The sequence below is a fragment of the Streptomyces sp. NPDC001594 genome (assembly GCF_042893675.1).
In the GTDB taxonomy this organism is placed as follows: Bacteria; Actinomycetota; Actinomycetes; order Streptomycetales; family Streptomycetaceae; genus Streptomyces.
The window spans coordinates 25,914-49,280 of record NZ_JBIAVB010000015.1 but is presented as its reverse complement, the minus strand read 5'-3'; the positions used below and the strand labels follow the sequence as shown (position 1 = coordinate 49,280).

Below are 23,367 nucleotides of genomic sequence, written 5' to 3'. Positions count from 1 at the left end.
TGACTCATGGGAGCGCAGCTCCGGGTCTACAAGCGTCGCATCCGTGCCGTCACGGCGACCAAGAAGATCACCAAGGCGATGGAGATGATCGCCGCCTCGCGCATCGTCAAGGCGCAGCGCAAGGTGGCGGCGTCGATGCCGTACGCGACCGAGCTCACCCGCGCGGTGACCGCGGTGGCGACCGGTTCGAACACCAAGCACGCCCTGACCACCGAGGTCGAGGCGCCGACCCGCGCCGCGGTCCTGCTCATCACGAGCGACCGCGGTCTGGCCGGCGGCTACTCCTCGAACGCCATCAAGCAGGCCGACCGGCTCACCGAGCGGCTGCGCGCTGAGGGCAAGGAGGTCGACAGCTACATCGTCGGCCGCAAGGGCGTCGCCTACTACGGCTTCCGCGAGCGCACGGTCGTGGACTCGTGGACCGGCTTCACCGACAGCCCGGCCTACGCCGACGCCAAGCGCGTCGCGGCCCCGCTGATCGAGGCCATCCAGAAGGACACGGCCGACGGCGGCGTCGACGAGCTGCACATCGTCTTCACGGAATTCGTGTCGATGATGACGCAGAACGCGGTGGACGGCCGGATGCTGCCGCTCAGCCTCACTGAGACATCGGCTGGGGCTGCGGAGGAGGACGGTGCGAAGGGCGAGCTCCTTCCGCTGTTCGAGTTCGAGCCGTCGGCGGAGGACGTCCTCGACGCCCTTCTGCCGCGCTACGTCGAGAGCCGGATCTACAACGCACTGCTGCAGTCGGCCGCTTCCGAGCACGCCGCCCGCCGCCGCGCGATGAAGTCGGCGACCGACAACGCCGGAGACCTCATCAAGAGCCTCTCCCGGCTTGCCAACGCGGCCCGCCAGGCCGAAATCACCCAGGAAATCAGCGAGATCGTCGGTGGCGCCAGTGCCATGGCCGACGCGACCGCGGGGAGTGACAAGTAATGACGACCTCTGTTGAGACGGCCGCCGCCACGGGCCGCGTCGCCCGGGTCATCGGCCCGGTCGTCGACGTGGAGTTCCCCGTCGACGCGATGCCCGAGATCTACAACGCCCTCAAGGTCCAGGTCGCCGACCCGGCCGAGGACGGCAAGCTCAAGACGCTGACCCTTGAGGTCGCCCAGCACCTGGGTGACGGCCTGGTCCGCACGATCTCCATGCAGCCCACCGACGGTCTGGTCCGCCAGGCCCCGGTGACCGACACGGGCGAGGGCATCACCGTCCCCGTCGGTGACTTCACCAAGGGCAAGGTGTTCAACACCCTGGGTGAGGTGCTCAACTACCCCGAGGCGAACGCCGAGGTCACCGAGCGCTGGCCCATCCACCGCAAGGCCCCGAGCTTCGACGAGCTCGAGTCCAAGACGGAGATGTTCGAGACCGGCGTCAAGGTCATCGACCTTCTCACCCCGTACGTCAAGGGTGGAAAGATCGGTCTGTTCGGTGGTGCCGGTGTCGGCAAGACCGTTCTGATCCAGGAAATGATCTACCGCGTCGCCAACAACCACGACGGTGTGTCGGTGTTCGCGGGCGTCGGTGAGCGTACCCGTGAGGGCAACGACCTCATCGAGGAAATGGGCGACTCGGGCGTCATCGACAAGACGGCCCTCGTCTTCGGCCAGATGGACGAGCCCCCGGGCACCCGTCTGCGCGTCGCGCTCGCCGGTCTGACCATGGCGGAGTACTTCCGCGATGTTCAGAAGCAGGACGTGCTGTTCTTCATCGACAACATCTTCCGGTACACCCAGGCGGGTTCCGAGGTGTCGACCCTGCTCGGCCGTATGCCCTCCGCGGTGGGTTACCAGCCGAACCTGGCCGACGAGATGGGTCTCCTCCAGGAGCGCATCACCTCGACGCGTGGTCACTCGATCACCTCGATGCAGGCGATCTACGTCCCCGCGGACGACCTGACCGACCCGGCGCCGGCGACCACCTTCGCCCACCTCGACGCGACGACGGTTCTCTCCCGTCCGATCTCCGAGAAGGGCATCTACCCGGCCGTCGACCCGCTGGACTCGACGTCCCGCATCCTGGACCCCCGCTACATCGCGGCGGACCACTACGCGGCCGCCATGCGCGTCAAGGGGATCCTGCAGAAGTACAAGGACCTCCAGGACATCATCGCGATCCTCGGTATCGACGAGCTGGGCGAGGAGGACAAGCTCGTCGTCCACCGTGCCCGTCGTGTCGAGCGCTTCCTGTCGCAGAACACCCACGTCGCCAAGCAGTTCACCGGCGTGGACGGTTCGGACGTTCCGCTCGACGAGTCGATCACCGCGTTCAACGCCATCTGCGACGGTGACTACGACCACTTCCCCGAGCAGGCGTTCTTCATGTGCGGTGGCATCGAGGACCTGAAGGCCAACGCCAAGGAGCTGGGCGTCTCCTGACGCTCCGCAGGAGAGGGGCGGGTGTGTCCCGCCCCTCTCTCCACGCCCATTAGAATTTGACCCAACACCCGGCGCACCCGCCGGGTGGTGACCCGAGGAGCCACCTTGGCTGCTGAGCTGCACGTCGAGATGGTCGCGGCGGACCGCAATGTCTGGTCCGGCGAGGCCACCCTGGTCGTCGCCCGCACCACGTCCGGCGACATCGGCGTCATGCCCGGTCACCAGCCGCTTCTCGGTGTGCTGGAATCGGGCCCGGTGACCATCCGTACCAGCGATGGCGGCACGGTCGTCGCCGCGGTGCACGGCGGTTTCATCTCGTTCGCGGACAACAAGCTGTCCCTGCTGGCCGAGATCGCCGAGCTCGCGGACGAGATCGACGTCCAGCGGGCGGAGCGGGCACTGGAGCGCGCGAAGGCGGAGGCCGACGCGGCCGCCGAACGTCGCGCCGATGTCCGGCTGCGTGCGGTCACGGGGCACTGAGCCCCGTACCGAAGAGTTTGAAACCTCAGCCGCGGTCCGTTCCGGAATTTTCCGGAGCGGGTCGCGGCTGAGGCGATGTACGTACTTTTTGTTTGTGCGGTTTTCGATGAGCGAGGAGGTCGGTGAAGATGCTCCTCGCTCTGCTTGTGAGCGGCCTGGTCGTAGCCCTGGTGGTGATCGGGCTGTTCGTGTTCGGGCTGCGTCGCAGACTCATCCAGCGCTCCGGCGGGACCTTCGACTGCAGCCTGCGCTGGGGCGTGGCCGAGGAGCCCGACGTCTCCGGCAAGGGGTGGGTGTACGGGGTCGCCCGCTACAGCGGTGACCGCATCGAGTGGTTCCGTGTGTTCAGCTATTCGCCGCGGCCGCGCCGGATGCTGGAGCGTTCCTCCATCGAGGTGCTCGCCCGACGTGCGCCCGAGGGCGAGGAGGAGCTGGCCCTGCTGTCCGACTCCGTCGTGCTCGGCTGTTCCCACCAGGGGACGCGCCTGGAGCTGGCGATGAGCGAGGACGCGCTGACCGGGTTCCTGGCCTGGCTGGAGGCGGCGCCTCCCGGGCAGCGGGTGAACGTCGCCTAGGACGTACCAGGGCGTACCAGGGCTTAGCGGAACGTGAAGAAGCCGGCGAGGCGGGGGCGGACCCGTCTCGCCGGCTTCGTCGTGTGCGGCTACTGCAGGCCGGTGTGGATGGCGTTGGCGAGCTCGCCGTTCGCGGTGTCGCCGCTGAACTCCCAGAAGAAGGCTCCGCGGAGCCCCTGGTTCTTCAGCCAGCTCGTCTTTCCGGCGATGGTGGCCGGGGTGTCGTAGCTCCACCAGTTGCTGCCGCACTTGGCGTAGGCGGTGCCGGCCACGGTGCCGGTGGTGGGGCAGCTGGTCTTGAGGACCTTGTAGTCCTCGATGCCCTGCTCGTAGGTGCCGGGCGCGGGTCCGGTGGCGGTGCCGCCGGGGGCGTCCTGGGTGACGCCGGTCCAGCCGCGGCCGTAGAAGCCGATGCCGAGGTTGAGCTTGGAGCCGGGGATGCCCTTGCCCTTGAGCTTGGTGATGGCGGCCTCCGAGTTGAAGCCGGCGATCGGGATGCCGGAGTAGGAGGTCAGCGGGGAGTGCGGGGCGGTCGGGCCCTTGGCGTCCCAGGCGCCGAAGAAGTCGTACGTCATCACGTTGTAGAAGTCGACGTACGGGGCGGCGCCCGCGTAGTCCGCGAGGTCGAGCTTGCCGCCGTTGGAGCCGTCGGCGGAGATCGCGGCGGTGACCAGGTTGGAGGAGCCGAACTTGGCGCGCAGGGCCGACATCAGGTTCTTGAAGGCGGCGGCTCCGCTGGTGTCGCAGGACAGGCCGCAGGCGTTCGGGTACTCCCAGTCGATGTCGATCCCGTCGAAGACGTCCGCCCAGCGGGGGTCCTCGACCAGGTCGTAGCAGGACTGGGCGAAGGCGGCCGGGTTCTGGGCGGCCTGGCCGAAGCCGCCGGACCAGGTCCAGCCGCCGAAGGAGTAGACGACCTTGATGTTCGGGTACTTGGCCTTGAGCTTGCGCAGCTGGTTGAAGTTGCCGCGCAGGGGCTGGTCCCAGGTGTCGGCGACGCCGTCGACGCTCTGGTCGGCGGTGTAGGCCTTGTCGTAGTCGGCGTAGGAGTCGCCGATGGTGCACTTGCCGTTCTGGACGTTGCCGAAGGCGTAGTTGATGTGGGTGATCTTCGCGGCGCTGCCGGAGGTGACCAGGTTCTTCACGTGGTAGTTGCGCTGGTAGACGCCCCAGTCGGTGAAGTAGCCGAGCTTGACCTTGCCGCCGGGGTCGGGGCCGGGGCCCGGTCCGGGGTCGGTGCCGCCGCCCGGGGTGGTGACGGAGAGGGGGGCGGAGGCGGGGCCGGTCTGGTCGGCGGTGTCGCGGGCGGTGACCGTGTAGGTGTAGGTGGTGCCCTTGGTCAGGCCGCTGTCGGTGTAGGTGGTGCCGGCGACCGTGGCGATCTTGGTGCCGTTGCGGTGGAGGTCGTAGTTCTTGACGCCCTTGTCGTCGGTGGCCGCGGGCCAGGAGACGGTCACGGCGGTTTCCGTGAGGCCGCCGGCCGTGGGGGTGCCGGGGGCCGAGGGCGGGTTGTCGGTGGGGGGCGTGGTGCCGTCGCAGGAGCCGCCGTTGACCTTGCAGCCGGCGGGGGCGCCGGGGCCGGTGCCGTTGAAGCCGAAGCTGATGGTGGCGCCGGGGGCGAGGGTGCCGTTCCAGCCGACGTTCTTGCCGGTCCAGTGGGTGCCGGAGCTGGTGACGGTGGCGTCCCAGGCCGAGGTGACCTGGGTGCCGGCCGGGTAGTCCCACTCCACGGTCCAGCTGCTGAGGGTGGTGGTCCCGGTGTTCTTCACCGTCCACTTGCCCTCGAAGCCGGTGCCCCAGTCGGAGACCTTGGTGTAGGTGGCGCTCGCGGAGGCGGCGGCCTGCGCGGGCCCGGCCAGGCCGACGAGGCCGGCGACGGGCAGGGCGAGGACGGCCGCGGTGGCGGCCAGCTTCCTCAAGAGGCGGGTGCGTCGTGGGGGTGCTGTGCTCAAGGGTGCTCCTCCGGAGGTCCGTGCCGGTCGGGGGCCGACCGGCACCGGGGATGGGACCTGCGCCGCCCGTGAGCACGCCGGAAGCGATCTTTGTCATGGCACGCTCACCACAGTGATGCCGTGAGACTAGAAAGGTCTGTACCAAGCGTCAAGAGGTCCAGACCTCATCTCAAGCGGGCCTACTGGATGCCCAACTCCCTTGCCATCACCGCCGCTTGGACCCGGCTGCGCAGCTCCAGCTTGGCCAGCAGCCTGCTGACGTGGGTCTTCACCGTGGCTTCCGCCATGTCCAGCCGGACGGCGATCTCCGCGTTCGACAGCCCCTCGCCCAGCGCCCCCAGCACCTCCCGCTCGCGCCGGGTCAGCGACTCCACCGCCGCGGCCGCCTCCGGCCGCACGGACGCCCGTACCGTCTTCGGCGCGGCGAACTCGGCGATCAGCCGCCGGGTCACCGCCGGGGCGATCAGCCCCTCGCCGCGCGCCACCGTACGCACCGCCGCGATCAGCTCCGCGGCGTCGGCGTCCTTCAGCAGGAAGCCCGCCGCCCCGGCCCGCAGCGCCCCGAACACGTACTCGTCCAGGTCGAAGGTGGTCAGCACGAGCACGTCGGCCAGCCCCTCCGCGACCACCCGCCGGGTGGCCTCCACGCCGTCGAGGAGCGGCATCTGCACGTCCATGAGCACCAGGTCCGGCCGCAGCTCCCGGGCCAGGCGCACCGCCTCCTCCCCGTCGGCCGCCTCCCCGACCACCTCGACGTCGCCCGCACTGCGCAGGATCAGCACCAGCCCGGCCCGTACCGCCCGCTGGTCCTCGGCCACCACGACCCTGATGCTCACCGGGCCACCTCCCCTTCCTCAGCGGGCAGCTCCGCCCGCACCTGCCAGACGGACCCGCTCGGGCCCGCCGTGAACCTGCCGCCGAGCAGCTCCGTCCGCTCGCGCATGCCGACCAGCCCCGCCCCGGAGCCCGGCGCGCGCGGCCCCGGCCGGTCCCCGTACGGGGATTCCACCGCCACCGTCAGCAGCCCGTCGCGCCGGGCCACGCCGACCAGCACCGTGCCGGCGGCTGCGTGCTTGAGGGCGTTGGTCAGCGACTCCTGGACGATCCGGTACGCCGCCAGCTCCACCGGGGCCGGCAGCGGCGGCCCGGACCGGCGCGCGTCCTCCAGGACGAAGTCCAGCCCGCTCGCGGTGCCGTTCGCCCGGGCCCGCTCCAGCAGGGCCTCCAGCCCGTCGAGGGAGGGCACGGGCGCGGCCTCCTGCCCGGCCCCCGCCTCGCGCAGCAGCCCGATCAGCCGGCGCATCTCGGCCAGCCCCTGCACGCTGTTCTCGCGGATCACCCCGAGGGCCTCGCGGCTGGTGGCGGGGGAGTCGATGGACAGCGCGGCGGTGGAGTGGATGGCGATCGCGGAGAGGTGGTTGGCGACCATGTCGTGCAGCTCCCGGGCCATCCGGGCCCGTTCGGCGGCCACCGCCTGCGTCCGGTCCATCTCGGCCAGCAGGGCCGTCTGCTCGGCGCGCAGCCGGGCTGCCTCGGCGGCCTCGCGGTGGTTGCGCAGGGTGGCGCCGGTCAGGGCCGGGCCGAAGCAGACGATGCCGGTGATGACGCCGATCATCAGCGACTGCGGGGTGCGCAGCCAGGCCACGGCGACGACGGTGACGACGACCGTGATCAGACCGGTATGGATCGGCAGCCGGCGTGCCATGGCCGGTTTCCCGTAGACGACGGCCGCGTACATCAGGTCCGTGAAGACGAGCACGGTGGCCAGGTTGCCCACGGTGAACTGGTCGGCGACCACCGCCACCGTGCCGACGGCCAGGGTCAGGTTGGGGGCGGTGCGCCGCAGCAGCTCCATCGGGCCGATGGCGAGCAGGGGCACCAGGGCCGCCCAGGCGGGGAAGAAGTGCCGATTGTTCGTGCTGTAGACCCCCAGGGACCACAGCAGCAGGCCGGCGAGCACGCTGACCACCGCGAGGAGCACGTCGTCGCGGTGCGGGCGGAAGGTCTTGGGGTGCACGTCCCCATCCAACACGCGTCGCCCCGCGGCGGCGTCGGCGGTGGGGCGGAGACGCGGCTACACCGAAGGATGCAGCGGGGATTCGTCACTGGTGACGAGGTGGCGGGGCGCGGCCGCCGCGATCCTGGGAGGGAGTCCACGAGGGGAAGGAGGGCGGGCCGTGCTCGTCGCGCTGATCATCGCCTGCGAGGTCGGGTTCTGGGTGCTGCTGGGCGCCGGACTGGCGCTGCGCTACCTGGCCGGGATGCCGCGGCTGGGCGCCGCGCTGCTGCTGTGCGAGCCGCTGCTGGAGCTGGTGCTGCTGGTGGTGTCCTTCGTCGACCTGAAGAACGGCGGCGAGCCGAGCTGGCGGCACGGGCTCGCGGCCTTCTACATCGGCTACACCGTCGGCTACGGGCACTACACCGTGAAGTGGCTGGACGGGCACGCCGCCCACCGCTTCGCCGGGGGCCCGAAGCCGCCCGGCCTGAAGTACGGCAAGGCCCGCGCCGTTCACGAGTGGAAGCTGTGGACGCGGAGCCTCGCGGGCGCGGCGGTCGCGCTCGGGCTGCTCCAGGCCGGGATCTGGTACGTCGGCGAGGCCGCCGACACCGGCAGCCTCCAGTCCTGGCAGTTCGTCGCGCTCCGGGTACTCGGCATCCAGGCCCTGATCGCCGCGACCTACACGATCTGGCCGCGCAAGGCCCCGGAAGAGACGGCCTAGCGCTCCCCGCCCGGCACCCAGAGCACGTCACCGACCTCCTTGTTGGCCGTGCGGGCCAGGATGAACAGCAGGTCGGAGAGGCGGTTGAGGTAGGTGGCCGTCAGCGGGTTCATCACCTCGCCGTGCACCTCCAGCGCCGCCCACGTGGAGCGCTCGGCCCGGCGCACCACCGTGCAGGCCTGGTGCAGGAGCGCGGCGCCGGGGGTGCCGCCGGGGAGGATGAAGCTGCGCAGCTTCTCCAGCCTCTCGTTGAAGACGTCGCAGTCCGCCTCCAGCCGGTCGACGTAGAACTGCTCCACGCGCAGCGGCGGGTACTGCGGGTCCTCCACCACGGGGGTGCACAGGTCGGCGCCCACGTCGAAGAGGTCGTTCTGCACGCGGACCAGGACCTTGACGACCTCCTCCGGCAGCGAGCCCAGCGCGATCGCCGTGCCGATCGCGGCGTTGGCCTCGTTGGCGTCGGCGTACGCGGAGATCCGCAGGTCCGTCTTCCGCGTGCGGCTCATGTCGCCCAGGGCGGTCGTGCCCTGGTCGCCGGTGCGGGTGTAGATGCGCGTGAGGTTCACCATGCCGCCAGGGTAGTGCGGCCCAACTGCGGGCGGCCCGCGCACTGCTGGGCCGTGCCGGTGTGATGTCCGTCATCTGAGACGTGACGCGTGTTACTTCGCGGTCACTGGGCCCCTCACGGACGCTAGTCTCCGCCGGAGAGGCTACGAGGCCGGGTCGTACTTGAGAACGTCGTACGTGAGAAAAACGAGGGGTGTGCATTGGCTGGGAAGCTCGCCGTCATCGGCGCGGGACTGATGGGTTCCGGGATCGCTCAGGTCTCCGCTCAGGCGGGTTGGGACGTCGTCCTGCGGGACGTCACCGATGCCGCGCTGACCCGTGGCACCGACGGGATCAAGGCCTCGTACGACAAGTTCGTCTCCAAGGGCAAGATGACGGCCGAGGACGCCGAGGCGGCCCTCGCGCGCATCACCACGACCACCGACTTCGACGCGGTCGCCGACGTGGACATCGTCGTCGAGGCCGTCTTCGAGAAGATCGAGGTCAAGCACGAGATCTTCCGGACCCTGGACGAGCTGGTCCGCGAGGACACCGTCCTCGCCTCCAACACCTCCGCCATCCCGATCACCAAGATCGCGGCGGTCACCAAGCGCCCCGAGCGGGTCGTCGGCGCGCACTTCTTCTCGCCCGTCCCGATGATGCAGCTCTGCGAGCTGGTCCGCGGCTACAAGACGAGTGACGAAACCCTCGCCACCACCCGCGCGTTCGCCGAGTCCGTCGGCAAGACCTGCATCGTCGTCAACCGCGACGTCGCCGGCTTCGTCACCACCCGCCTGATCTCCGCCCTCGTCGTCGAGGCCGCGAAGCTCTACGAATCGGGCGTGGCCTCCGCCGAGGACATCGACATCGCCTGCAAGCTGGGCTTCGGTCACGCCATGGGCCCGCTGGCCACGGCCGACCTCACCGGCGTGGACATCCTGCTGCACGCCACCAGCAACATCTACACCGAGTCGCAGGACGAGAAGTTCGCGCCGCCGGAGCTCATGCGCCGCATGGTCGACGCGGGAGACATCGGCCGCAAGAGCGGCCAGGGCTTCTACAAGCACTGAGCACGGCCGTTCGAATCCCCGCACCCTACGGGGTGAATTAGGTATCGGTTCGCTCACGGTCGGCAACTTCACCGCCCGCCGGGCAGTCAGTTGCGGTGAGAGTTGCCGACCAGGAGCCGACGCCGATCACGAGCCGCCACGGACCGTCGGACCACACGCACGCAGCACAGCCGGGGAGCACACATGCACATCAGGGGCGACCACGCCGAACTCAGCGTCGGGGGCCGCCTCGACGTGCGCAGCGCGGCGGACGCCCGTACGGCCCTTCACACCGCCCTCGACGACGGCCACGGCGACCTCGTGCTCGACCTGACCGGACTCGACTCCTGGGACGCGACCGGACTCGGCGTGATCATGGGGGCGCACCGGCGGGCCGGCCGCACCGGCCGGCGGCTGGTCCTGCGCGGGGTGCCGGACCGGATGCAGCGGCTGCTCGTGGCGACCCGGCTGCACCGGATCCTCGCGATCGAGGGCGGGCTGGAAGCGGAGTCCCTGCCCCGGGTCTGAGCCGGGGCCCGCGGGGGCGGGCCTTCCGCGGAGCCCGCGGGAAAAGGGGCTGCGGGGGCGGGCCGGGCTCGGTTTACATGGACGCATGGTGTCCACCGACAGACTGCTGGCCTTCGCCGCCATGTCGTTCCTGCTGATCGTGATCCCCGGCCCGAGCGTGCTCTTCGTGATCGGCCGGGCCCTCACGCAGGGCCGCCGGGCCGCGCTGACGACGGTGGCCGGCAACACGCTCGGGGCGTACCTGCTCGTCGTGGCCGTGGCCCTCGGGGTCGGGTCGGTCGTCGAGCGGTCGGTCCTCGTCTTCACCGCGCTGAAGCTGGTCGGCGCCGCGTACCTGGTGTACCTGGGCGTCAAGGCCGTGCGCCGGCGCGGCTCCCTGCGGGCGGCCCTCGCCGAGGCGGCCCCCGCCGCGCACGGGTCGCTGCGGACGCTGGGGGAGGGGTTCGTGGTCGGCGTGGCCAACCCCAAGACGATCGTCTTCTTCGCCGCCGTGCTGCCCCAGTTCGTGGACCGCGAGCGCGGGCACGTGGTCCTGCAGATGCTGCTGCTGGGGTTGGTGTTCAACCTGATCGCGGTCGTGTCCGACAGTGTGTGGGGGCTGGTCGCCGCCACCACCCGGGGCTGGTTCGCCGGGTCGCCGCGGCGGCTCTCCCTCATCGGGGGTGTGGGCGGGCTCACCATGATCGGCCTGGGCGTCACCGTGGCCGCGACCGGCCGCAAGGACTGATCCCGGATACCGTGCGGTAGCTGCGGAGTTCCCGCTTCCGCACAGACGCGCGGGAAACGTAACGGTCCGATGGTGGAGGCACCCCTGTGGTACCGGCGCGACCCGGCAGCGTTTAGGGTCGGGCGGAAACCGGACCAGTCGCGACAAGCGGCGCGAGCGGGGCCGGGCGGTAGGAAAGACGGCGCCGGAGCGCGCGACGCGAGGCGGGGGGACGTGGTCATGGACCGTACAGAGGGGCAGCCCGGCGAGGACCGCCGGCCCGGGACCGATCCCGCGGCCGGCCGCCCGACCCCGAAGCGGGGGCGCGCCGGCGCGGCGGGAAGGGGCGGCCCGGGAGCCGGCACCCCGACACCCGCCGACCCCCCGACGACGACCGCCACCCCGTCGGCTGCCCCCGCTCCGTCGGTGGGTGCCAGCCCGTCGGCGGGCGCTACTTCGTCGGGGGGCGTTACTTCCTCGGGGGGCGCCGCCCCGTCGGTGGGTGCCACCCCCTCGGCGGGCGACCCGGCCGCCGCCACCTCTTCGGGGTCCCTGCCCGTCGCCGGTGCGCAGCCTGACGGTATGCCCGCTACGGGGGCGGCCGACGCCGCTCCGTCGGTGGGCGACCCGGCTGCCGCCACCTCTTCCGAGTCCCTGCCCGTCGCCGGTGCGCAGCCTGCGGGTACGCCCGCTACGGGTGCGGCCGCCGCCGCGTCCGGGGCGGGTAGGTCCGCAGCCGGTACGCCAACGGGTGACGGGTCGCCAGAGGCGGCAGCGTCTGCGGTCGCGCAGGACGCTGGTGTGGCCGGCGGTGTTTCGTCCGGCGACGAGGGCCCCGTTGCCGGTGGGGCCGCCCCCGGCGCCCGCGGAGCCGGTGCCCCCGTCGCAGGTGGCCCGGCCGCAGCCCCTGCCCGTGCGGCCGCCGGTACGGCTGCCGGGGCCTCGCCCGGCGGAGGATCCGCGGCCCCGACCCCGGACGCCGTGACGCCGGTCAGCCGTGGTCCGGTCGGCGGACCCGGCGGAACGGCCGGCGCTGGTACGGCCGCCGCGAGCGCTCCGGCGGGCGGCGGATCCGCGGCCCCGGGCGTCGTGACGCCGGTCGGTGGGGCGGGGGTGGCGCCGCTGCCCGTCGGGCCCGCGAGGGTCGTGACGCTGACAGCCGGGGAGTTCACCCTCACCGTCAACCCCCTCGACGGCAGCGAGATCGAACCCCACCGGCCCGGCACCGGCCCGGACCCCGACCGCCGTCCCGCCAAGCGTGACGCCGCCTCGCGCGCCGCCCGCGACAGCGCCGCGCGGCCCCCCGTCCTGCCCGGGCCGCCCGTTCCCGACCGGCCGCTGCTCGAGCGGGCCGAGGAGCAGGAGCGGCTCGTACGGCTGCTGCAGCGCGGCCGCTCGGTCCGCCTGACCGGTCCCGCCGGGTCCGGCCGCACCTCGCTGCTCGGCGCCGTCGCCCGGGCCTGCGCCGACCTCGCGCCCGACGGCGTGGTCCGGCTCAGCGGGTACGGCCAGCAGCAGCCGGCCGAGCTGCTGCACGCCCTCTACGCCACCGTGTACGACACCGCCGGCCGGCGCCCCGACCGTACGGCCCTGCTCGCCCGGGTCCGGGAGATCGGCGCCATCGTCCTCCTGGACGACCTGGAGCTGGGCGGCCCCGCACTGGACGAGCTGCTGCGCGCCACCCCCGAGTGCGCCTACCTGCTCGCCGCCACCCCCGACGCCAAGGCGCCCTCGGACGAGTCCCACCTGGACGAGGTGTTCCTCGGCGGCCTCGGCCGCGCCGGCGGCACGCAGCTGCTGGAGGAGCTCACCGGGCGCCCCCTCACCGAGGCGGAGACGGCCTGGGCCGGGGACCTGCGGTTCGCCTCCGAGGGGCTGCCGCTGAGCTTCGTCCAGGCGGCCGCGCTGCTGCGCCAGCGCGACGAGCTGAACGGGACCGCCGCCGCCGGGGACGAGGACGACGACGAGGAGCCCGGCGTCTTCGAGGAGCGCCCGCGCGACCCGGCCCCCGTGCCGCTGCCCACCCTGGCCCAGGCGGCCGCCCCCGCCGCGCTGCTGGCCTCCCGCGTGAGCGAGTCGGCCCGCGCCGCGCTGCGGATAGCCTGCGCGCTGGGCGGGGAACTCCCGCACCCCGCGCACCTGCCCGCGCTGGTCGGTGACACCCACGCCGACACGGCCGTGGCCGAGCTGCTGGCCTGCGGGCTGATCACCCCGGTCGGACCGCGCTACCGGCTCGCCGAGGGGGTCGCGCGGCAGCTGGAGGAGGCCGGGTACGGGGGCGCCGGCGCCGAGGAGGCGCGCACCGCCGCACGGCACTACGCCTGGTGGACCGGGCACTCCTCGGTCACCCCGGAGCGGGTCGCGGCCGAGGCCGACGCGGTGCTCGCGGCGTTGGCCGGGGCCGATGTGGTGGCCGCCGTCCTCCTGGCCCGCACGGCCGCCCCGGCTTTCGAGGCCTCGCTGCACTGGGACGCCTGGGAGCGGGTGCTGCGGGCGGGGGCGGAGGCCGCGCGGAAGGCGGGGGAGGTCGCCGAACAGGCGTACTTCCACCACGAGCTGGGCGTCCTCGCCCTGTGCGAGGGGCGCCTGGACCGGGCACGGGCCGAGCTGGAGGCCTCGATCGGGCTGCGCGGCGCGCTCGCGGACAAGCGGGGGACCGTCGCCGGGCGGCGTGCGCTGGCCCTGGTCACCGACCGCGAGGCCCTCGGCCCGGCCGCCTCCCCACCCCTGCGCCTGGAGGCCCCCCCGACCCCCCGCCCCGCCGCCGGGCCCTCCGACCCCACGACGCCCCTCCCGGCGGCCGGGTCGGCTCGCGCGCCCTTCCCGCCGGTCGCGGGGGCGTCCGATCCCACGACGCGCCTCCCGGCCGCCGGAACGGACGCGGGCTGGCCGCTCCCGCCCGCCGCCGGGGCGTCCGATCCCACGACGCCCCTCCCGGCCGCCGGTGCGAAGGCCCGCAGGCCGTTTCCGCCCGTCGGCGGGGCGAGTGGTCCCGCGGCGTCTTCGGCGGCGGCCGGTGCGGATGCCCGTGCGCCGTTCCCGGCAGTCGGGGGGACGGACACCCCTGCGACGCCGCTGCCGGCCGCCGGTGCGAAGGCTCGCTCGACGCAGGCCACGACGCCCCTACCGGGCGCCGGGGCGGGCGCGCGCTCGCCGTTCCCGCCCGTCGGCGGGGCGAGTGGTCCCGCGGCGTCTTCGGCGGCGGCCGGTGAGGGTGGTCGTGCGCCGTTCCCGGCAGTCGGGGGGACGGACACCCCCGTGAAGCCCCTGCCCGCCGCCGGGGCGAGCGCGGGCTCGCCGTTCCCGTCCGTCGGCCGGGCCGGTGCCGCCTCGGCGTCTCCGTCCGCCGCCGGGGCGAAGAAGGCGGCGACGGCTCCCGTGACCGGGCCCACCGCGTCCCTGGCCAAGTCTCCGGCGGCCGCGCCCACCGCCACGGGGTCCGAGGCCGTCACCCAGGTCAACCCGGTGATCCGGCGGGCCCAGCTGCCGCCCCCGGAGACCCCCAAGAACCTCTCGGCGGTCTTCGGCAACGCGTTCCCGCCGCCCGCGCCCGCCCGGCCGGCGCCCCCGCGCCTCACCGGCCCGCGCCCGGCCCCGCCCGGTTCGGCCCGGCGGCGCCGCACGGCGCTGCTCGGGGCGGCCGGGGTGCTCACGGTCGCGGCGCTCGGCACGGTCATCGGCCTCGCGCTGGCCTCGGACGGCACGCAGGCCCCCGAGGCCCCCTCGGTGTCGTCGAGCCCCTCGGCGCAGGTGTCCCCGCGCGTCCCGCAGGTGCCCGGTACCGGCGGCGGCGACCCGGCGACCGACCCGGCCCCGCCGGCCACCCCCGGGCGGTCCGGCAGCCCGCAGCCGGGTCGCAGCGGGGCCGGCCCCTCCGCCGCCCCGACGCCGAGCGGTACCCCTTCGTCTGAGCCGCCGCCCGCGTCCTCGCCCGCGCCCGAGCCGTCGCCGAGCCGGTCGGTGCCGAGTCCGTCCGCGCCCGTCAGTCCTTCGGCGGACCCGAGCCCTTCCCTCTCCCAGCCGGATTCGCACACGTCGGCCGGTTCGACGCCGCCCGCGCCGGGGCCGCAGTCCCCGTCGGCCACGACCTGACGCCTGCCGGGCGGGGTGGGGCCTGCGGCGCCAGCCCCTCCCCGCCCTTCCTCCGTTCCCCGGGGCTCCACCCCGGACCCCTTGGGGCTGCGCCCCGGACCCCTTGGGGCTGCGCCCCGGGCCCCTTGGGGCTGCGCCCCGGGCCCCTTGGGGCTCCACCCCGGACCCCTTGGGGCTCCACCCCGGACCCCTTGGGGCTGCGCCCCGGACCCCCTCGGGGGCTGTGCCCCGCGCCCCTTGGGCTGCGCCCCCCGCGCTTCGGACTCCCCCCGCTACCGCCCCGAAGGGGCCCTGTCGCGCACCCCCGCGGGGGCCTGGACGCGGGAACGCCGGTGGGGCTGGAGGGGGTCCAGCGCCGCCGGCGTTGAGAGAGGGGACGCGTGCGTCAGAACAGGCGCAGCTTGTCGTCCTCGATGCCGCGCAGGGCGTTGTAGTCCAGGACCACGCAGTCCATGCCCCGGTCATTGGCCAGAACCCGCGCCTGCGGCTTGATCTCCTGGGCCGCGAACACACCCCGGACAGGGGCCAGGTGCGGGTCGCGGTTCAGCAGCTCCAGGTAGCGGGTCAGCTGCTCGACGCCGTCGATCTCGCCGCGCCGCTTGATCTCCACCGCCACCGTCGCGCCCGACGCGTCCCGGCACAGGATGTCCACGGGGCCGATCGCCGTCATGTACTCGCGCCGGATCAGCGTGTAGCCGTCGCCCAGCGTCTCGATGCGGTCCGCCAGCAGCTCCTGGAGGTGCGCCTCGACGCCGTCCTTGATGAGGCCCGGGTCCGTGCCCAGCTCGTGGGAGGAGTCGTGGAGGACCTCCTCCATGGTGATGATGAGCTTCTCGCCCGCCTTGTTGACGACGGTCCAGACGTTCGCCTCGTCCCCGCTCCCCTCCTTGAGGGTGCACGGAGGCGACATCCAGTTGAGCGGTTTGTACGCCCGGTCGTCCGCGTGGATCGAGACACTGCCGTCGGCCTTCACGAGGATCAGACGGGGTGCCGAGGGCAGATGGGCGGTGAGCCGGCCCGCGTAGTCGACGGAGCAGCGGGCAATGACGAGACGCATGGTCGGCAACGCTACTCGACCGACGGGCCTTCACGCGATTCGCCCCTGAAAGCCCCGTTCGCCGATGGCGCGTTGTATGCGCATTCTCCTGGTGCGCCACCCGGTGGGCGCCTACCGTGGTGAGCAGGAGGTTGCCGAGCGTGCACACTGCGTCGCGGCCTCCTTCCCTGCCCGTAGGACTTCGGCAACCCAAACGCCGGGGTCACGAGAGGAGAACCCATGTCGCTCGACGTCTCACCGGCCCTACTCGAACAGGCCGAGCGAGGCGAGGTCGACGAAGCCGCCTTCGTCGACTGCGTCCGGACCTCCCTGCCTTACGCATGGGAGATGATCAGCTCGTTGACGGCCCAGCTGGAGGTTGAGGGCGGACAGTTCGCCGACAACCAGACGCCGCCGCCGGACGAGCAGGCGCGCGGCCAGCTGCTGCGCGCGCTCGCGAGTGACGCGATACGGGGTGCGCTGCAGCGGCACTTCGGGGTGCGCCTGGCCTTCCAGAACTGCCACCGCGTCGCGGTGTTCCCACTGGACCCCTCGGTGGACGACCGGCTGGCAAAGTTCACCTCGATCCGCGGCCAGCTGCTCAACCAGTCGCCCGAACTGCGCGACTGCTAGCGGTACCGGTACTCGCTGCCGCTCCGTGTCGCGGGAGGTGCGACTGAGGCCGGAGCGGCAGCCCAGGCCAGAGCAGGGCATGTCAGGGCACGTCAGGTCAGGGCCGGCAGGACCTCCGTGCCGAGACGCCGGACGTTCTCCTCCGTCGCGGCGAGGTCGCCGGAGCCCTCCGTCAGCAGTGCGAAACGCGTGATGCCCGTGAGCTCCGAGGTGGCCGCCAGCCGGTCCGCCGCCAGCTCCGGCGTGCCGACGGGGTGCAGGTCGCACAGCAGCTCCGTATAGGCGTGCGGGTCGCGCATCGCACGCGGCCGGCCGTCCACCGTCTCGTACGCGTCGAGGCCCTGCCGCAGCCAGCCCGGCATCGCCTTGAGCAGGGTCTCGCGGGCGTCCGCCGTCCGGTCCGCCAGCTGGCACACCCCCGCCGACACGTGCCCGGCCGCCCGTACGGCCTCCGGCGCGTGCCCCGCCGCCAGGGCGGTCTCGCGCCACAGCGCGACCATCCCCGCCTTGTCCTCGTCCCCGCAGTGCATGCCCAGCAGCATCGGCAGCCCGCGCCGCGCGGCCAGGCGCACCGACGCCGGGGAGGTGCAGGCGACGATCACTTCCGGCCCCGTCCCGTCCCCGTCCAGGGCCTCGTCCGGGCGCGGTACGACGGCCACCTCGCGGAAGCCGTGCCGCCCGCCGGCCGCCCCCACCCGGGGCTCGGCCAGCCAGCGCCGCAGCAGGTCGAGGTCCTCGGGGAAGCCGTTCTCGTACGCGTCCAGCCCGCCCCCGAACACCTCCAGGTCCACCCACGGCCCGCCCCTGCCCACCCCGAGGGTGAACCGGCCGCCGGAGGTGACGTGCAGCAGGGCCGCCTGCTCCCCGAGGGCCACCGGATGCGTGTTCGGCAGCACGCTCACCGCCGTCCCCACCCGCAGCCGCCGGGTCCGCCCCAGCAGCAGGGCCGCCAGCGTCACCGCCGACGGGCAGACCCCGTACGGGATGAAGTGGTGCTCGGCCAGCCAGACCGAGTCGAGCCCGGCCTCCTCGGCCACCTCGGCGGTCCGCACCGCCCGGTGCAGCGCCTCCCCCTGCCCCTGGCCCGGGAACTGGGCCGCCAGTACAAACGCTCCTACGCGCATCGCCCTTGGCCTCCTCGCGGCTGGCGCGGCCTCCCCAGGTGGACCGGCTCGTTGCTCGTCGACGGCGTCGACGTCTCCTGGCAACAACGTCTGACACGTGCCAAAGGCACGGCCTGACAGGAAAGTTATTGAGATAGTCGGGCCAGTTCCGTTCGGCGGGGGGCCTCACCCGGACACCCTGCGGGTACCCCGCCTCGCTGCGCGTAGTCTGGGAGAAAGTCACCGACCGACGCCCCTTCGTGAGGTATACGTGTCACCGCGCCACAACCGCCCCAGGGGCGGCGAGACCCCGGACGAACGGCCCGCCTCCGGATACGACCGGTACGGACTGGAGCGCACCGAGGAGTACCTGGGCGAGGAGTGGAAGGTCCGGCAGGTGGCGGGCGCCAGTGCGGCGGGCAAGCGCTACCGCTGCCCGGGCTGCGACCAGGAGATCCCCTCGGGCACCCCGCACGTGGTGGCCTGGCCCGAGTACGGCGGCGTGGACGACCGCCGGCACTGGCACAAGGCCTGCTGGAACGCGAAGGACCGCCGCACCTCGAAGGTGCAGCGGTCCCGCAACGCACCGCGGTACTGATCCGCGCGGCCCCCGCGCTCAGACGTCCCGGCGGCCGACGACGGCGTAGGAGGCGGCGATCGCCCCGGCCGTCACCAGCAGGATCAGCGTGAACTGGGCCAGGTCGCTGGGCATGGTCGCGCCGCCCACCCCGCTGTCCTGCACCCCGAACAGCTGGAACAGCCCGACGGGCGCGTTGTAGCGGAGCACGAGCAGCCCCAGCCCGCTGGTCACCGGCCAGACCGTCAGTATCGACCCGAGCACCGGGGGCATGGTGACCACGCCGAGCATGACCGCGATGGCGCCCGCCGAATGCCGCACGAGCGCCCCGACGGCCAGGGCGAGCAGGCCCAGCAGGGTCACGTAGAAGCAGCCGGCCAGCGCCCCCGCCCACTCGGCGAGGCCGTGCGGCCCGGCGGCGGGCCCGCTGTGCAGGACGGCCGCCCACAGCCCCACGAACCCCACCGAGCAGCTGATGGTGGCGAAGGCGACGGTGCCGAAGACCAGGTACTTGGCGGTGAGCACCCGCAGCCGGTCGGGGGCGGCGGTGAGGGTGGTGCGGATCAGGCCCGTGCCGAACTCGGAGGAGATCGTCAGCACCCCGAGCACGATCACGGCGATCTGCCCGACCATCAGCCCGAAGAGGGCGGGCGCCGGGTAGGGCAGGTTCGCGTAGTCCCGGGAGGCGGTCTGCACCACGGCGAGCATGCCGACGCCGACGACCAGGACCACCAGGGAGCCGAGCGTCCACAGGGTGGAGCGCACGGAGGTCAGCTTGGTCCACTCCGAGGCCAGCGCGTGCCCCAGGTGCGGGCGCGGGGTGGGCAGCGGCGAACGGTAGGCATCGGACCCGCCCGACCCGGACCCGTCGGGCGCGGTCGCGCTCGCCGTCGGCTTCCCGGCGGGGGTGGTGGTCATCGGGGGTCCTCGGGGGTGTGCTGGGGGGAGGGGGCGAGGTCGGCGGCGCTGTCCGGCATCAGGAACGGCCGCCGCTCGGATCCGGGGGGCGGGGGAACGAAGAAGGCCGCCGCGGTCTCGGGAGCGACTTCCGGGGCGGGCCCGTCCTCCCATGCGGGGACGGTCAGCGGTTCCGGCTCCCACAGTTCGGCACGGGGGTCCTCGCTGGAGGTGTACTCGACGGAGGCCTGCGTCATCCGCATGTAGGCCTCTTCCAGCGAGGCCCGGTGCGGGGACAGCTCCCACAGCCGTACGCCGGCGCCGTGCGCGAGGTCGCTGATCCGCGGGAGCTCCAGCCCGGTGACGCGCAGCGCGCCGTCGGACTCCTGGAGCACCCGGCCGCCCGCCGCGGTCAGGGCGGTCGCCAGCGTCCCGCGGCCCGCGGGGTCCCCGTCGGCGACGCGGACCCGCGCGAATCCGGCCGAGTTGTGGGTGATGAACTCCTGGGTGCTCATGTCGGCCAGCAGCCGGCCCCGGCCGATCACGATCAGGTGGTCGGCGGTCAGGGCCATCTCGCTCATCAGGTGCGAGGAGACGAAGACGGTCCGGCCCTCGGCGGCGAGCCGGCGCATCAGGTTGCGGACCCAGAGGATGCCCTCGGGGTCGAGGCCGTTGACGGGCTCGTCGAAGAGGAGCACCTGCGGGTCGCCGAGGAGGGCGGCGGCGATGCCGAGCCGCTGGCCCATTCCGAGCGAGAAGCCCTTGGTGCGCTGGCGGGCCGCGGCCTGGAGGCCGACCACGCCGAGGACCTCGTCCACCCGCTTCTCGGGGATCCCGGAGAGCTGGGCGATGGCCAGCAGGTGGGTGCGGGCCCGGCGGCCGCCGTGCACGGCTTTGGCGTCGAGCAGGGCGCCGACGTGCCGCTGGGCGTTCGGCAGCTCCCGGAAGGGGAGGCCGTTGATCGTGACCTGACCGGAGGTGGGCCGGTCGAGGCCGAGGATCATGCGCATGGTGGTCGACTTGCCGGAGCCGTTGGGCCCGAGGAAGCCGGTCACATGGCCGGGCCTGACCTGGAAGGACAGCTGGTCGACGGCCGTCTTGGTGCCGAATCGCTTCGTCAGGCCGACTGCCTCGATCATCGTGCTGCCCCTTGTCGGCCCCGGACGGCTCTCGCCCGGCTATGCCCTAAGAGGATATCGAGCCCCGGCCGGTTCCCGCCGGGGCCGGATCCCTGAGCTCTCCCTGAGATCCGGCCCGGGGTTTTCCCGTAGTACGCGCGGCGTCCTCCCTGAGACGGACGGACCCGCCGGCGTCAGGCGTCCCGCTTCCTCAGGACGAGGTAGCCGCCGAGCACCGCGGCGAGCACCCACAGCACCATGATCCCGAGGCCGCCCCACGGGCCGTAGGGCGCGTCGGAGCCCGCGGCGGCCGGGACGGTCTGCATGATCGCGGAACCGGCCTGGCCGGGGAGGTAGGCGGCGATCTTGCGGGTGGCGTCGACCAGGCTGAGGACGATGGGCAGGATCAGGAAGAAGCCGATCAGCAGCGCGTTCGACGCGGCCGAGTTCCGCAGGACCGTCGAGGCCCCGATGGCGAAGGCGGTCAGCAGGGCCATGTACAGGCCGACGCCGAGCACCGCGCGCAGTACGTTCTCGCCGTCCAGCCCGGTGCTGTGCGCGCCGAGCAGGGCCTGTCCGAGGAAGAACGACAGGAAGCCGGTGGCCAGACCGACCACCAGGCCCAGGGCGGTGGCCACGAGGACCTTCGCCAGCAGCAGGCCGCCCCGGCCGGGCACGGCGGCGAGGGAGGTGCGGATCATGCCCGTGCCGTATTCGCCGCCCACCACCATGGCCCCGAAGACCAGCATCGCCAGCTGGCCGAGGATCATGCCGGAGAAGCTCATCCGCGTGGCGTCGAAGGTGACCTGCTCCGCCTTCGGCATGTTGTCGAACGTCGCGTTCACCACGGCGCACAGGCCGGCGCCGATGCCGACGGTGACCAGGAGCGCGGAGGCCAGGGTCCAGGTGGTCGAGGCCACGGTGCGGATCTTGGTCCACTCGGAGCGGAGGACGGCGGGGAAGGCTGCCACGGTCACACACCCGCCTCTCGGGGCGCGTGGGCCTGGTACTCGACGGAATCCGCCGTCATGCGCATGAACGCTTCCTCCAGTGAAGCCCGTTGGGGGCTGAGTTCGTGCAGCACGATCTGGTGCTGGGCGGCGAGTTCGCCGAGCCGCTCGCTCGGGACGCCGTCGATTTCCAGGGTCCCGGTCGCCGGGACGCTGATGGCGTCGATACCCGCCTCGTGCAGGACGTCCTTGAGCCGCTCCTGTTGCGGCGAGCGTACGCGCACGTAACTGCGGGAGTTCCGGTGGATGAAATCCGCCATCGACAAGTCGGCGAGGAGCTTTCCCTGTCCGATGACCACCAAATGGTCTGCGGTCAGCGCCATTTCGCTCATCAGGTGGGAGGAGACGAAGATCGTCCTTCCCTCCGACGCCAGCCCCTTCATAAGATTGCGGATCCAGAGAATTCCCTCCGGGTCCAGACCATTGACGGGTTCGTCGAACATGAGGATCTCCGGATCGCCCAGCAGGGCGGCGGCGATTCCCAGCCGTTGGCCCATTCCGAGCGAAAATCCTTTCGACTTCTTCCGCGCCACCGGCGTCAGCCCGACCAGGTCCAGCACCTCGTCCACCCGGCCCTTGGGGATCCGGTTGGACTCGGCGAGGCAGAGCAGGTTGTTGTAGGCGCTGCGCCCGCCGTGCATGGCCTTGGCGTCCAGCAGCGCTCCGATGTGCTTGAGCGGCTCCTTGAGGTCCCGGTAGTGCCTGCCGTCGATGCGGACCGTGCCGCTGGTCGGATGGTCGAGGTCCAGCATCATGCGCATGGTCGTCGACTTCCCCGCCCCGTTCGGGCCGAGGAAGCCGGTCACGGCCCCGGGTCTGACCTGGAAGCTGAGGTGGTCGACGGCGGTCTTCGCGCCGAATCGCTTCGTGAGGCCCTCTAGCTCGATCATGGAGCCACGCTAGAACGCCGGAGGGCCGTACGCCACGCGAATGGTGATGTACGGCCCTGGATGCCCGACTTCGACTACCTGTAGGTGGCTCCGCGTGCGTACGGGGGTGTATCCGCACGCGGACGTACGGGAGTTGTCAGCGGCTCTGCTGCGCCGGGACACCGCGGGTGACCGGCTCGTCGTCGATCGGGGAGCCGGCGGCGGCCACGGCCGCGCCGGTCAGCGTCGCCAGCATCTCGCGGACGTTGGTCAGCTGGGCGTTGATGGAGTCGCGGCGGTTGGTGAGCGCCGCCAGCTCGCGCTCGGACTCGCTGCGGATGCGGTCGGCCTTGGCGTTGGCGTCGGCGACGATGTCCTCGGCCTGGCGCTGCGCGGTCTCCACCGTCTGGCGGGCCCGGCGCTCGGCGTCCGTGCGGAGCTTCTCGGCCTCCAGGCGCAGCTGCTCGGCCCGGTGCTCGATCTCCGCGAGGCGCTTCTCGGCCTTCTGCTGGCGCGAGGCCAGGTCGCGCTCGGACTGCTCGCGGCGCTTGGCCAGGTTGGTCTCGAAGTCCGCGGCGGCCTGGGCGGCCTTGGCGCGGGTCTCCTCGAAGAGGGCGTCGGCCTCCTCGCGCTTGGAGGCGGCGTCCTTCTGGGCCTCGGCGCGCAGGGTGGCGGCGTCCCCCTTCGCCTTCTCGACGATGCGGACGCCCTCGTCCTCCGCCTTCGACTTCCGGTCCGCCGCGAACGACTCGGCGTCGTTGCGCACCTGCTGCGCGGCGGACTCGGCCAGCTCACGGTGCTGCTCGGCCGCGCGACGGGCCTCCTCGCGCAGGTCCTTCGCCTCCTCCTCGGCCAGCCGCAGGATCTTCTCGACCCGGGCGCCGAGGCCGGCGTACGACGGCTCCGCGTCGCTCACCTGGGCCTGGGCGTTCTGCGTTTCGAGGTGCAGCTCCTCGATCCGCTTTTCCAGAGAGTTGATACGTCCTAGGGCGCTGTCGCGGTCGGAGACCAGCTTGGTAATGCGGTCGTCCACCTGACCGCGGTCGTAACCACGCCGCACGAGCTCGAAGCCGAAGGGGGAGGAAGTGTCGCTCATGG

The 23,367-nt window shown here is 72.7% G+C and carries 22 protein-coding genes; 11 read left to right on the top strand and 11 right to left on the bottom strand.

All coding sequences use genetic code 11. The annotated features are described in order from the left end of the window. The first annotated feature begins 6 nt into the window (after nucleotides 1–6). From ACFY0O_RS27510 to ACFY0O_RS27495, 4 genes are all read left to right on the top strand, one after another. Nucleotides 7–936, top strand: coding sequence for a F0F1 ATP synthase subunit gamma (locus ACFY0O_RS27510; RefSeq protein WP_358892372.1), 930 nt, complete (start codon nucleotides 7–9; stop codon nucleotides 934–936). Then, nucleotides 936–2,378: a F0F1 ATP synthase subunit beta gene (gene atpD, locus ACFY0O_RS27505; protein WP_249767819.1), complete on the top strand. Its 1,443-nt coding sequence runs from the start codon at nucleotides 936–938 to the stop codon at nucleotides 2,376–2,378. Before ACFY0O_RS27510 ends, atpD begins: the two co-directional genes overlap by 1 nt. Before the next feature lie 105 nt (nucleotides 2,379–2,483). Continuing rightward, a complete protein-coding gene (locus tag ACFY0O_RS27500) occupies nucleotides 2,484–2,858 on the top strand; it encodes a F0F1 ATP synthase subunit epsilon (RefSeq protein ID WP_388951353.1) in 375 nt (124 codons plus the stop codon). Nucleotides 2,859–2,986: 128 nt separating this feature from the next. Further along, entirely contained in the window at nucleotides 2,987–3,433 is a 447-nt protein-coding gene (locus ACFY0O_RS27495; RefSeq protein WP_358892370.1) for a DUF2550 domain-containing protein, read from the top strand. Nucleotides 3,434–3,522: 89 nt separating this feature from the next. Here ACFY0O_RS27495 and ACFY0O_RS27490 read toward each other — a convergent pair whose 3' ends face one another. From ACFY0O_RS27490 to ACFY0O_RS27480, 3 genes are all read right to left on the bottom strand, one after another. Then, nucleotides 3,523–5,385: a glycosyl hydrolase family 18 protein gene (locus ACFY0O_RS27490; RefSeq protein WP_388951349.1), complete on the bottom strand. Its 1,863-nt coding sequence runs from the start codon at nucleotides 5,383–5,385 to the stop codon at nucleotides 3,523–3,525. 179 nt (nucleotides 5,386–5,564) lie between these two features. Then, nucleotides 5,565–6,221, bottom strand: a complete 657-nt coding sequence (locus tag ACFY0O_RS27485) for a response regulator (protein ID WP_388951347.1) — start codon at nucleotides 6,219–6,221, stop codon at nucleotides 5,565–5,567. Further along, entirely contained in the window at nucleotides 6,218–7,402 is a 1,185-nt protein-coding gene (locus ACFY0O_RS27480) for a sensor histidine kinase (protein ID WP_388951344.1), read from the bottom strand. Before ACFY0O_RS27480 ends, ACFY0O_RS27485 begins: the two co-directional genes overlap by 4 nt. Nucleotides 7,403–7,562: 160 nt before the next feature. Between ACFY0O_RS27480 and ACFY0O_RS27475 the strand changes: the two genes are divergently transcribed. Then, nucleotides 7,563–8,105 carry a hypothetical protein gene (locus ACFY0O_RS27475; RefSeq protein ID WP_388951341.1) on the top strand — a complete coding sequence of 181 codons (543 nt, stop codon included), beginning with the start codon at nucleotides 7,563–7,565 and terminating at the stop codon, nucleotides 8,103–8,105. Here ACFY0O_RS27475 and ACFY0O_RS27470 read toward each other — a convergent pair. Continuing rightward, the gene (locus ACFY0O_RS27470; RefSeq protein WP_358892365.1) at nucleotides 8,102–8,674 is read right to left on the bottom strand and encodes a cob(I)yrinic acid a,c-diamide adenosyltransferase; all 573 of its coding nucleotides are present in this window, start codon (nucleotides 8,672–8,674) and stop codon (nucleotides 8,102–8,104) included. The two genes, ACFY0O_RS27475 and ACFY0O_RS27470, sit on opposite strands and share 4 nt — an antisense overlap. 198 nt (nucleotides 8,675–8,872) lie before the next feature. Here ACFY0O_RS27470 and ACFY0O_RS27465 point away from each other — a divergent pair, with 198 nt between their 5' ends. The 4 genes from ACFY0O_RS27465 (at nucleotide 8,873) to ACFY0O_RS27450 (ending at nucleotide 15,026) form a co-directional block, all read left to right on the top strand. Further along, nucleotides 8,873–9,721, top strand: a complete 849-nt coding sequence (locus ACFY0O_RS27465; RefSeq protein WP_045948898.1) for a 3-hydroxyacyl-CoA dehydrogenase family protein — start codon at nucleotides 8,873–8,875, stop codon at nucleotides 9,719–9,721. Nucleotides 9,722–9,904: 183 nt separating this feature from the next. Next, nucleotides 9,905–10,228 carry an STAS domain-containing protein gene (locus tag ACFY0O_RS27460; RefSeq protein ID WP_358892364.1) on the top strand — a complete coding sequence of 108 codons (324 nt, stop codon included), beginning with the start codon at nucleotides 9,905–9,907 and terminating at the stop codon, nucleotides 10,226–10,228. Nucleotides 10,229–10,313: 85 nt separating this feature from the next. Continuing rightward, a complete protein-coding gene (locus ACFY0O_RS27455) occupies nucleotides 10,314–10,955 on the top strand; it encodes a LysE family translocator (protein ID WP_388951337.1) in 642 nt (213 codons plus the stop codon). Nucleotides 10,956–12,080: 1,125 nt separating this feature from the next. After that, nucleotides 12,081–15,026 carry an ATP-binding protein gene (locus ACFY0O_RS27450; RefSeq protein ID WP_388951330.1) on the top strand — a complete coding sequence of 982 codons (2,946 nt, stop codon included), beginning with the start codon at nucleotides 12,081–12,083 and terminating at the stop codon, nucleotides 15,024–15,026. A gap of 385 nt (nucleotides 15,027–15,411) precedes the next feature. Here ACFY0O_RS27450 and nucS read toward each other — a convergent pair whose 3' ends face one another. After that, nucleotides 15,412–16,083 (bottom strand): endonuclease NucS, encoded by a 672-nt coding sequence (nucS, locus tag ACFY0O_RS27445; RefSeq protein WP_358892361.1) that lies wholly within the window; start codon nucleotides 16,081–16,083, stop codon nucleotides 15,412–15,414. Nucleotides 16,084–16,302: 219 nt separating this feature from the next. Between nucS and ACFY0O_RS27440 the strand changes: the two genes are divergently transcribed. Beyond that, nucleotides 16,303–16,695 carry an SCO5389 family protein gene (locus tag ACFY0O_RS27440; RefSeq protein WP_358892360.1) on the top strand — a complete coding sequence of 131 codons (393 nt, stop codon included), beginning with the start codon at nucleotides 16,303–16,305 and terminating at the stop codon, nucleotides 16,693–16,695. A 92-nt stretch (nucleotides 16,696–16,787) separates the two neighbouring features. On the opposite strand, the gene ACFY0O_RS27435 is transcribed toward ACFY0O_RS27440, so the two are convergent. Continuing rightward, on the bottom strand, nucleotides 16,788–17,819 hold the full coding sequence (locus tag ACFY0O_RS27435; protein WP_388951327.1) for an LLM class flavin-dependent oxidoreductase: 1,032 nt from the start codon (nucleotides 17,817–17,819) through the stop codon (nucleotides 16,788–16,790). A gap of 250 nt (nucleotides 17,820–18,069) precedes the next feature. On the opposite strand from ACFY0O_RS27435, the gene ACFY0O_RS27430 reads away from it, so the two are divergent. After that, nucleotides 18,070–18,396: an ATP/GTP-binding protein gene (locus ACFY0O_RS27430; RefSeq protein ID WP_358892358.1), complete on the top strand. Its 327-nt coding sequence runs from the start codon at nucleotides 18,070–18,072 to the stop codon at nucleotides 18,394–18,396. Nucleotides 18,397–18,414: 18 nt separating this feature from the next. On the opposite strand, the gene ACFY0O_RS27425 is transcribed toward ACFY0O_RS27430, so the two are convergent. The 5 genes from ACFY0O_RS27425 to ACFY0O_RS27405 all read right to left on the bottom strand — a co-directional run bounded on the left by ACFY0O_RS27425 (nucleotide 18,415) and on the right by ACFY0O_RS27405 (nucleotide 23,365). Next, nucleotides 18,415–19,293, bottom strand: a complete 879-nt coding sequence (locus ACFY0O_RS27425) for an ABC transporter permease (protein WP_388951325.1) — start codon at nucleotides 19,291–19,293, stop codon at nucleotides 18,415–18,417. After that, nucleotides 19,290–20,411 carry an ABC transporter ATP-binding protein gene (locus tag ACFY0O_RS27420; protein WP_388951322.1) on the bottom strand — a complete coding sequence of 374 codons (1,122 nt, stop codon included), beginning with the start codon at nucleotides 20,409–20,411 and terminating at the stop codon, nucleotides 19,290–19,292. The genes ACFY0O_RS27425 and ACFY0O_RS27420 overlap by 4 nt, the downstream gene beginning before the upstream one ends. 173 nt (nucleotides 20,412–20,584) lie before the next feature. After that, complete coding sequence (locus tag ACFY0O_RS27415; RefSeq protein WP_388951320.1) at nucleotides 20,585–21,361, bottom strand: ABC transporter permease subunit; 777 nt, start codon at nucleotides 21,359–21,361, stop codon at nucleotides 20,585–20,587. 2 nt (nucleotides 21,362–21,363) lie between these two features. After that, entirely contained in the window at nucleotides 21,364–22,290 is a 927-nt protein-coding gene (locus ACFY0O_RS27410) for an ABC transporter ATP-binding protein (protein ID WP_388951317.1), read from the bottom strand. A 136-nt stretch (nucleotides 22,291–22,426) separates the two neighbouring features. Further along, nucleotides 22,427–23,365: a cellulose-binding protein gene (locus ACFY0O_RS27405; RefSeq protein ID WP_042811317.1), complete on the bottom strand. Its 939-nt coding sequence runs from the start codon at nucleotides 23,363–23,365 to the stop codon at nucleotides 22,427–22,429. Nucleotides 23,366–23,367: the final 2 nt, after the last annotated feature.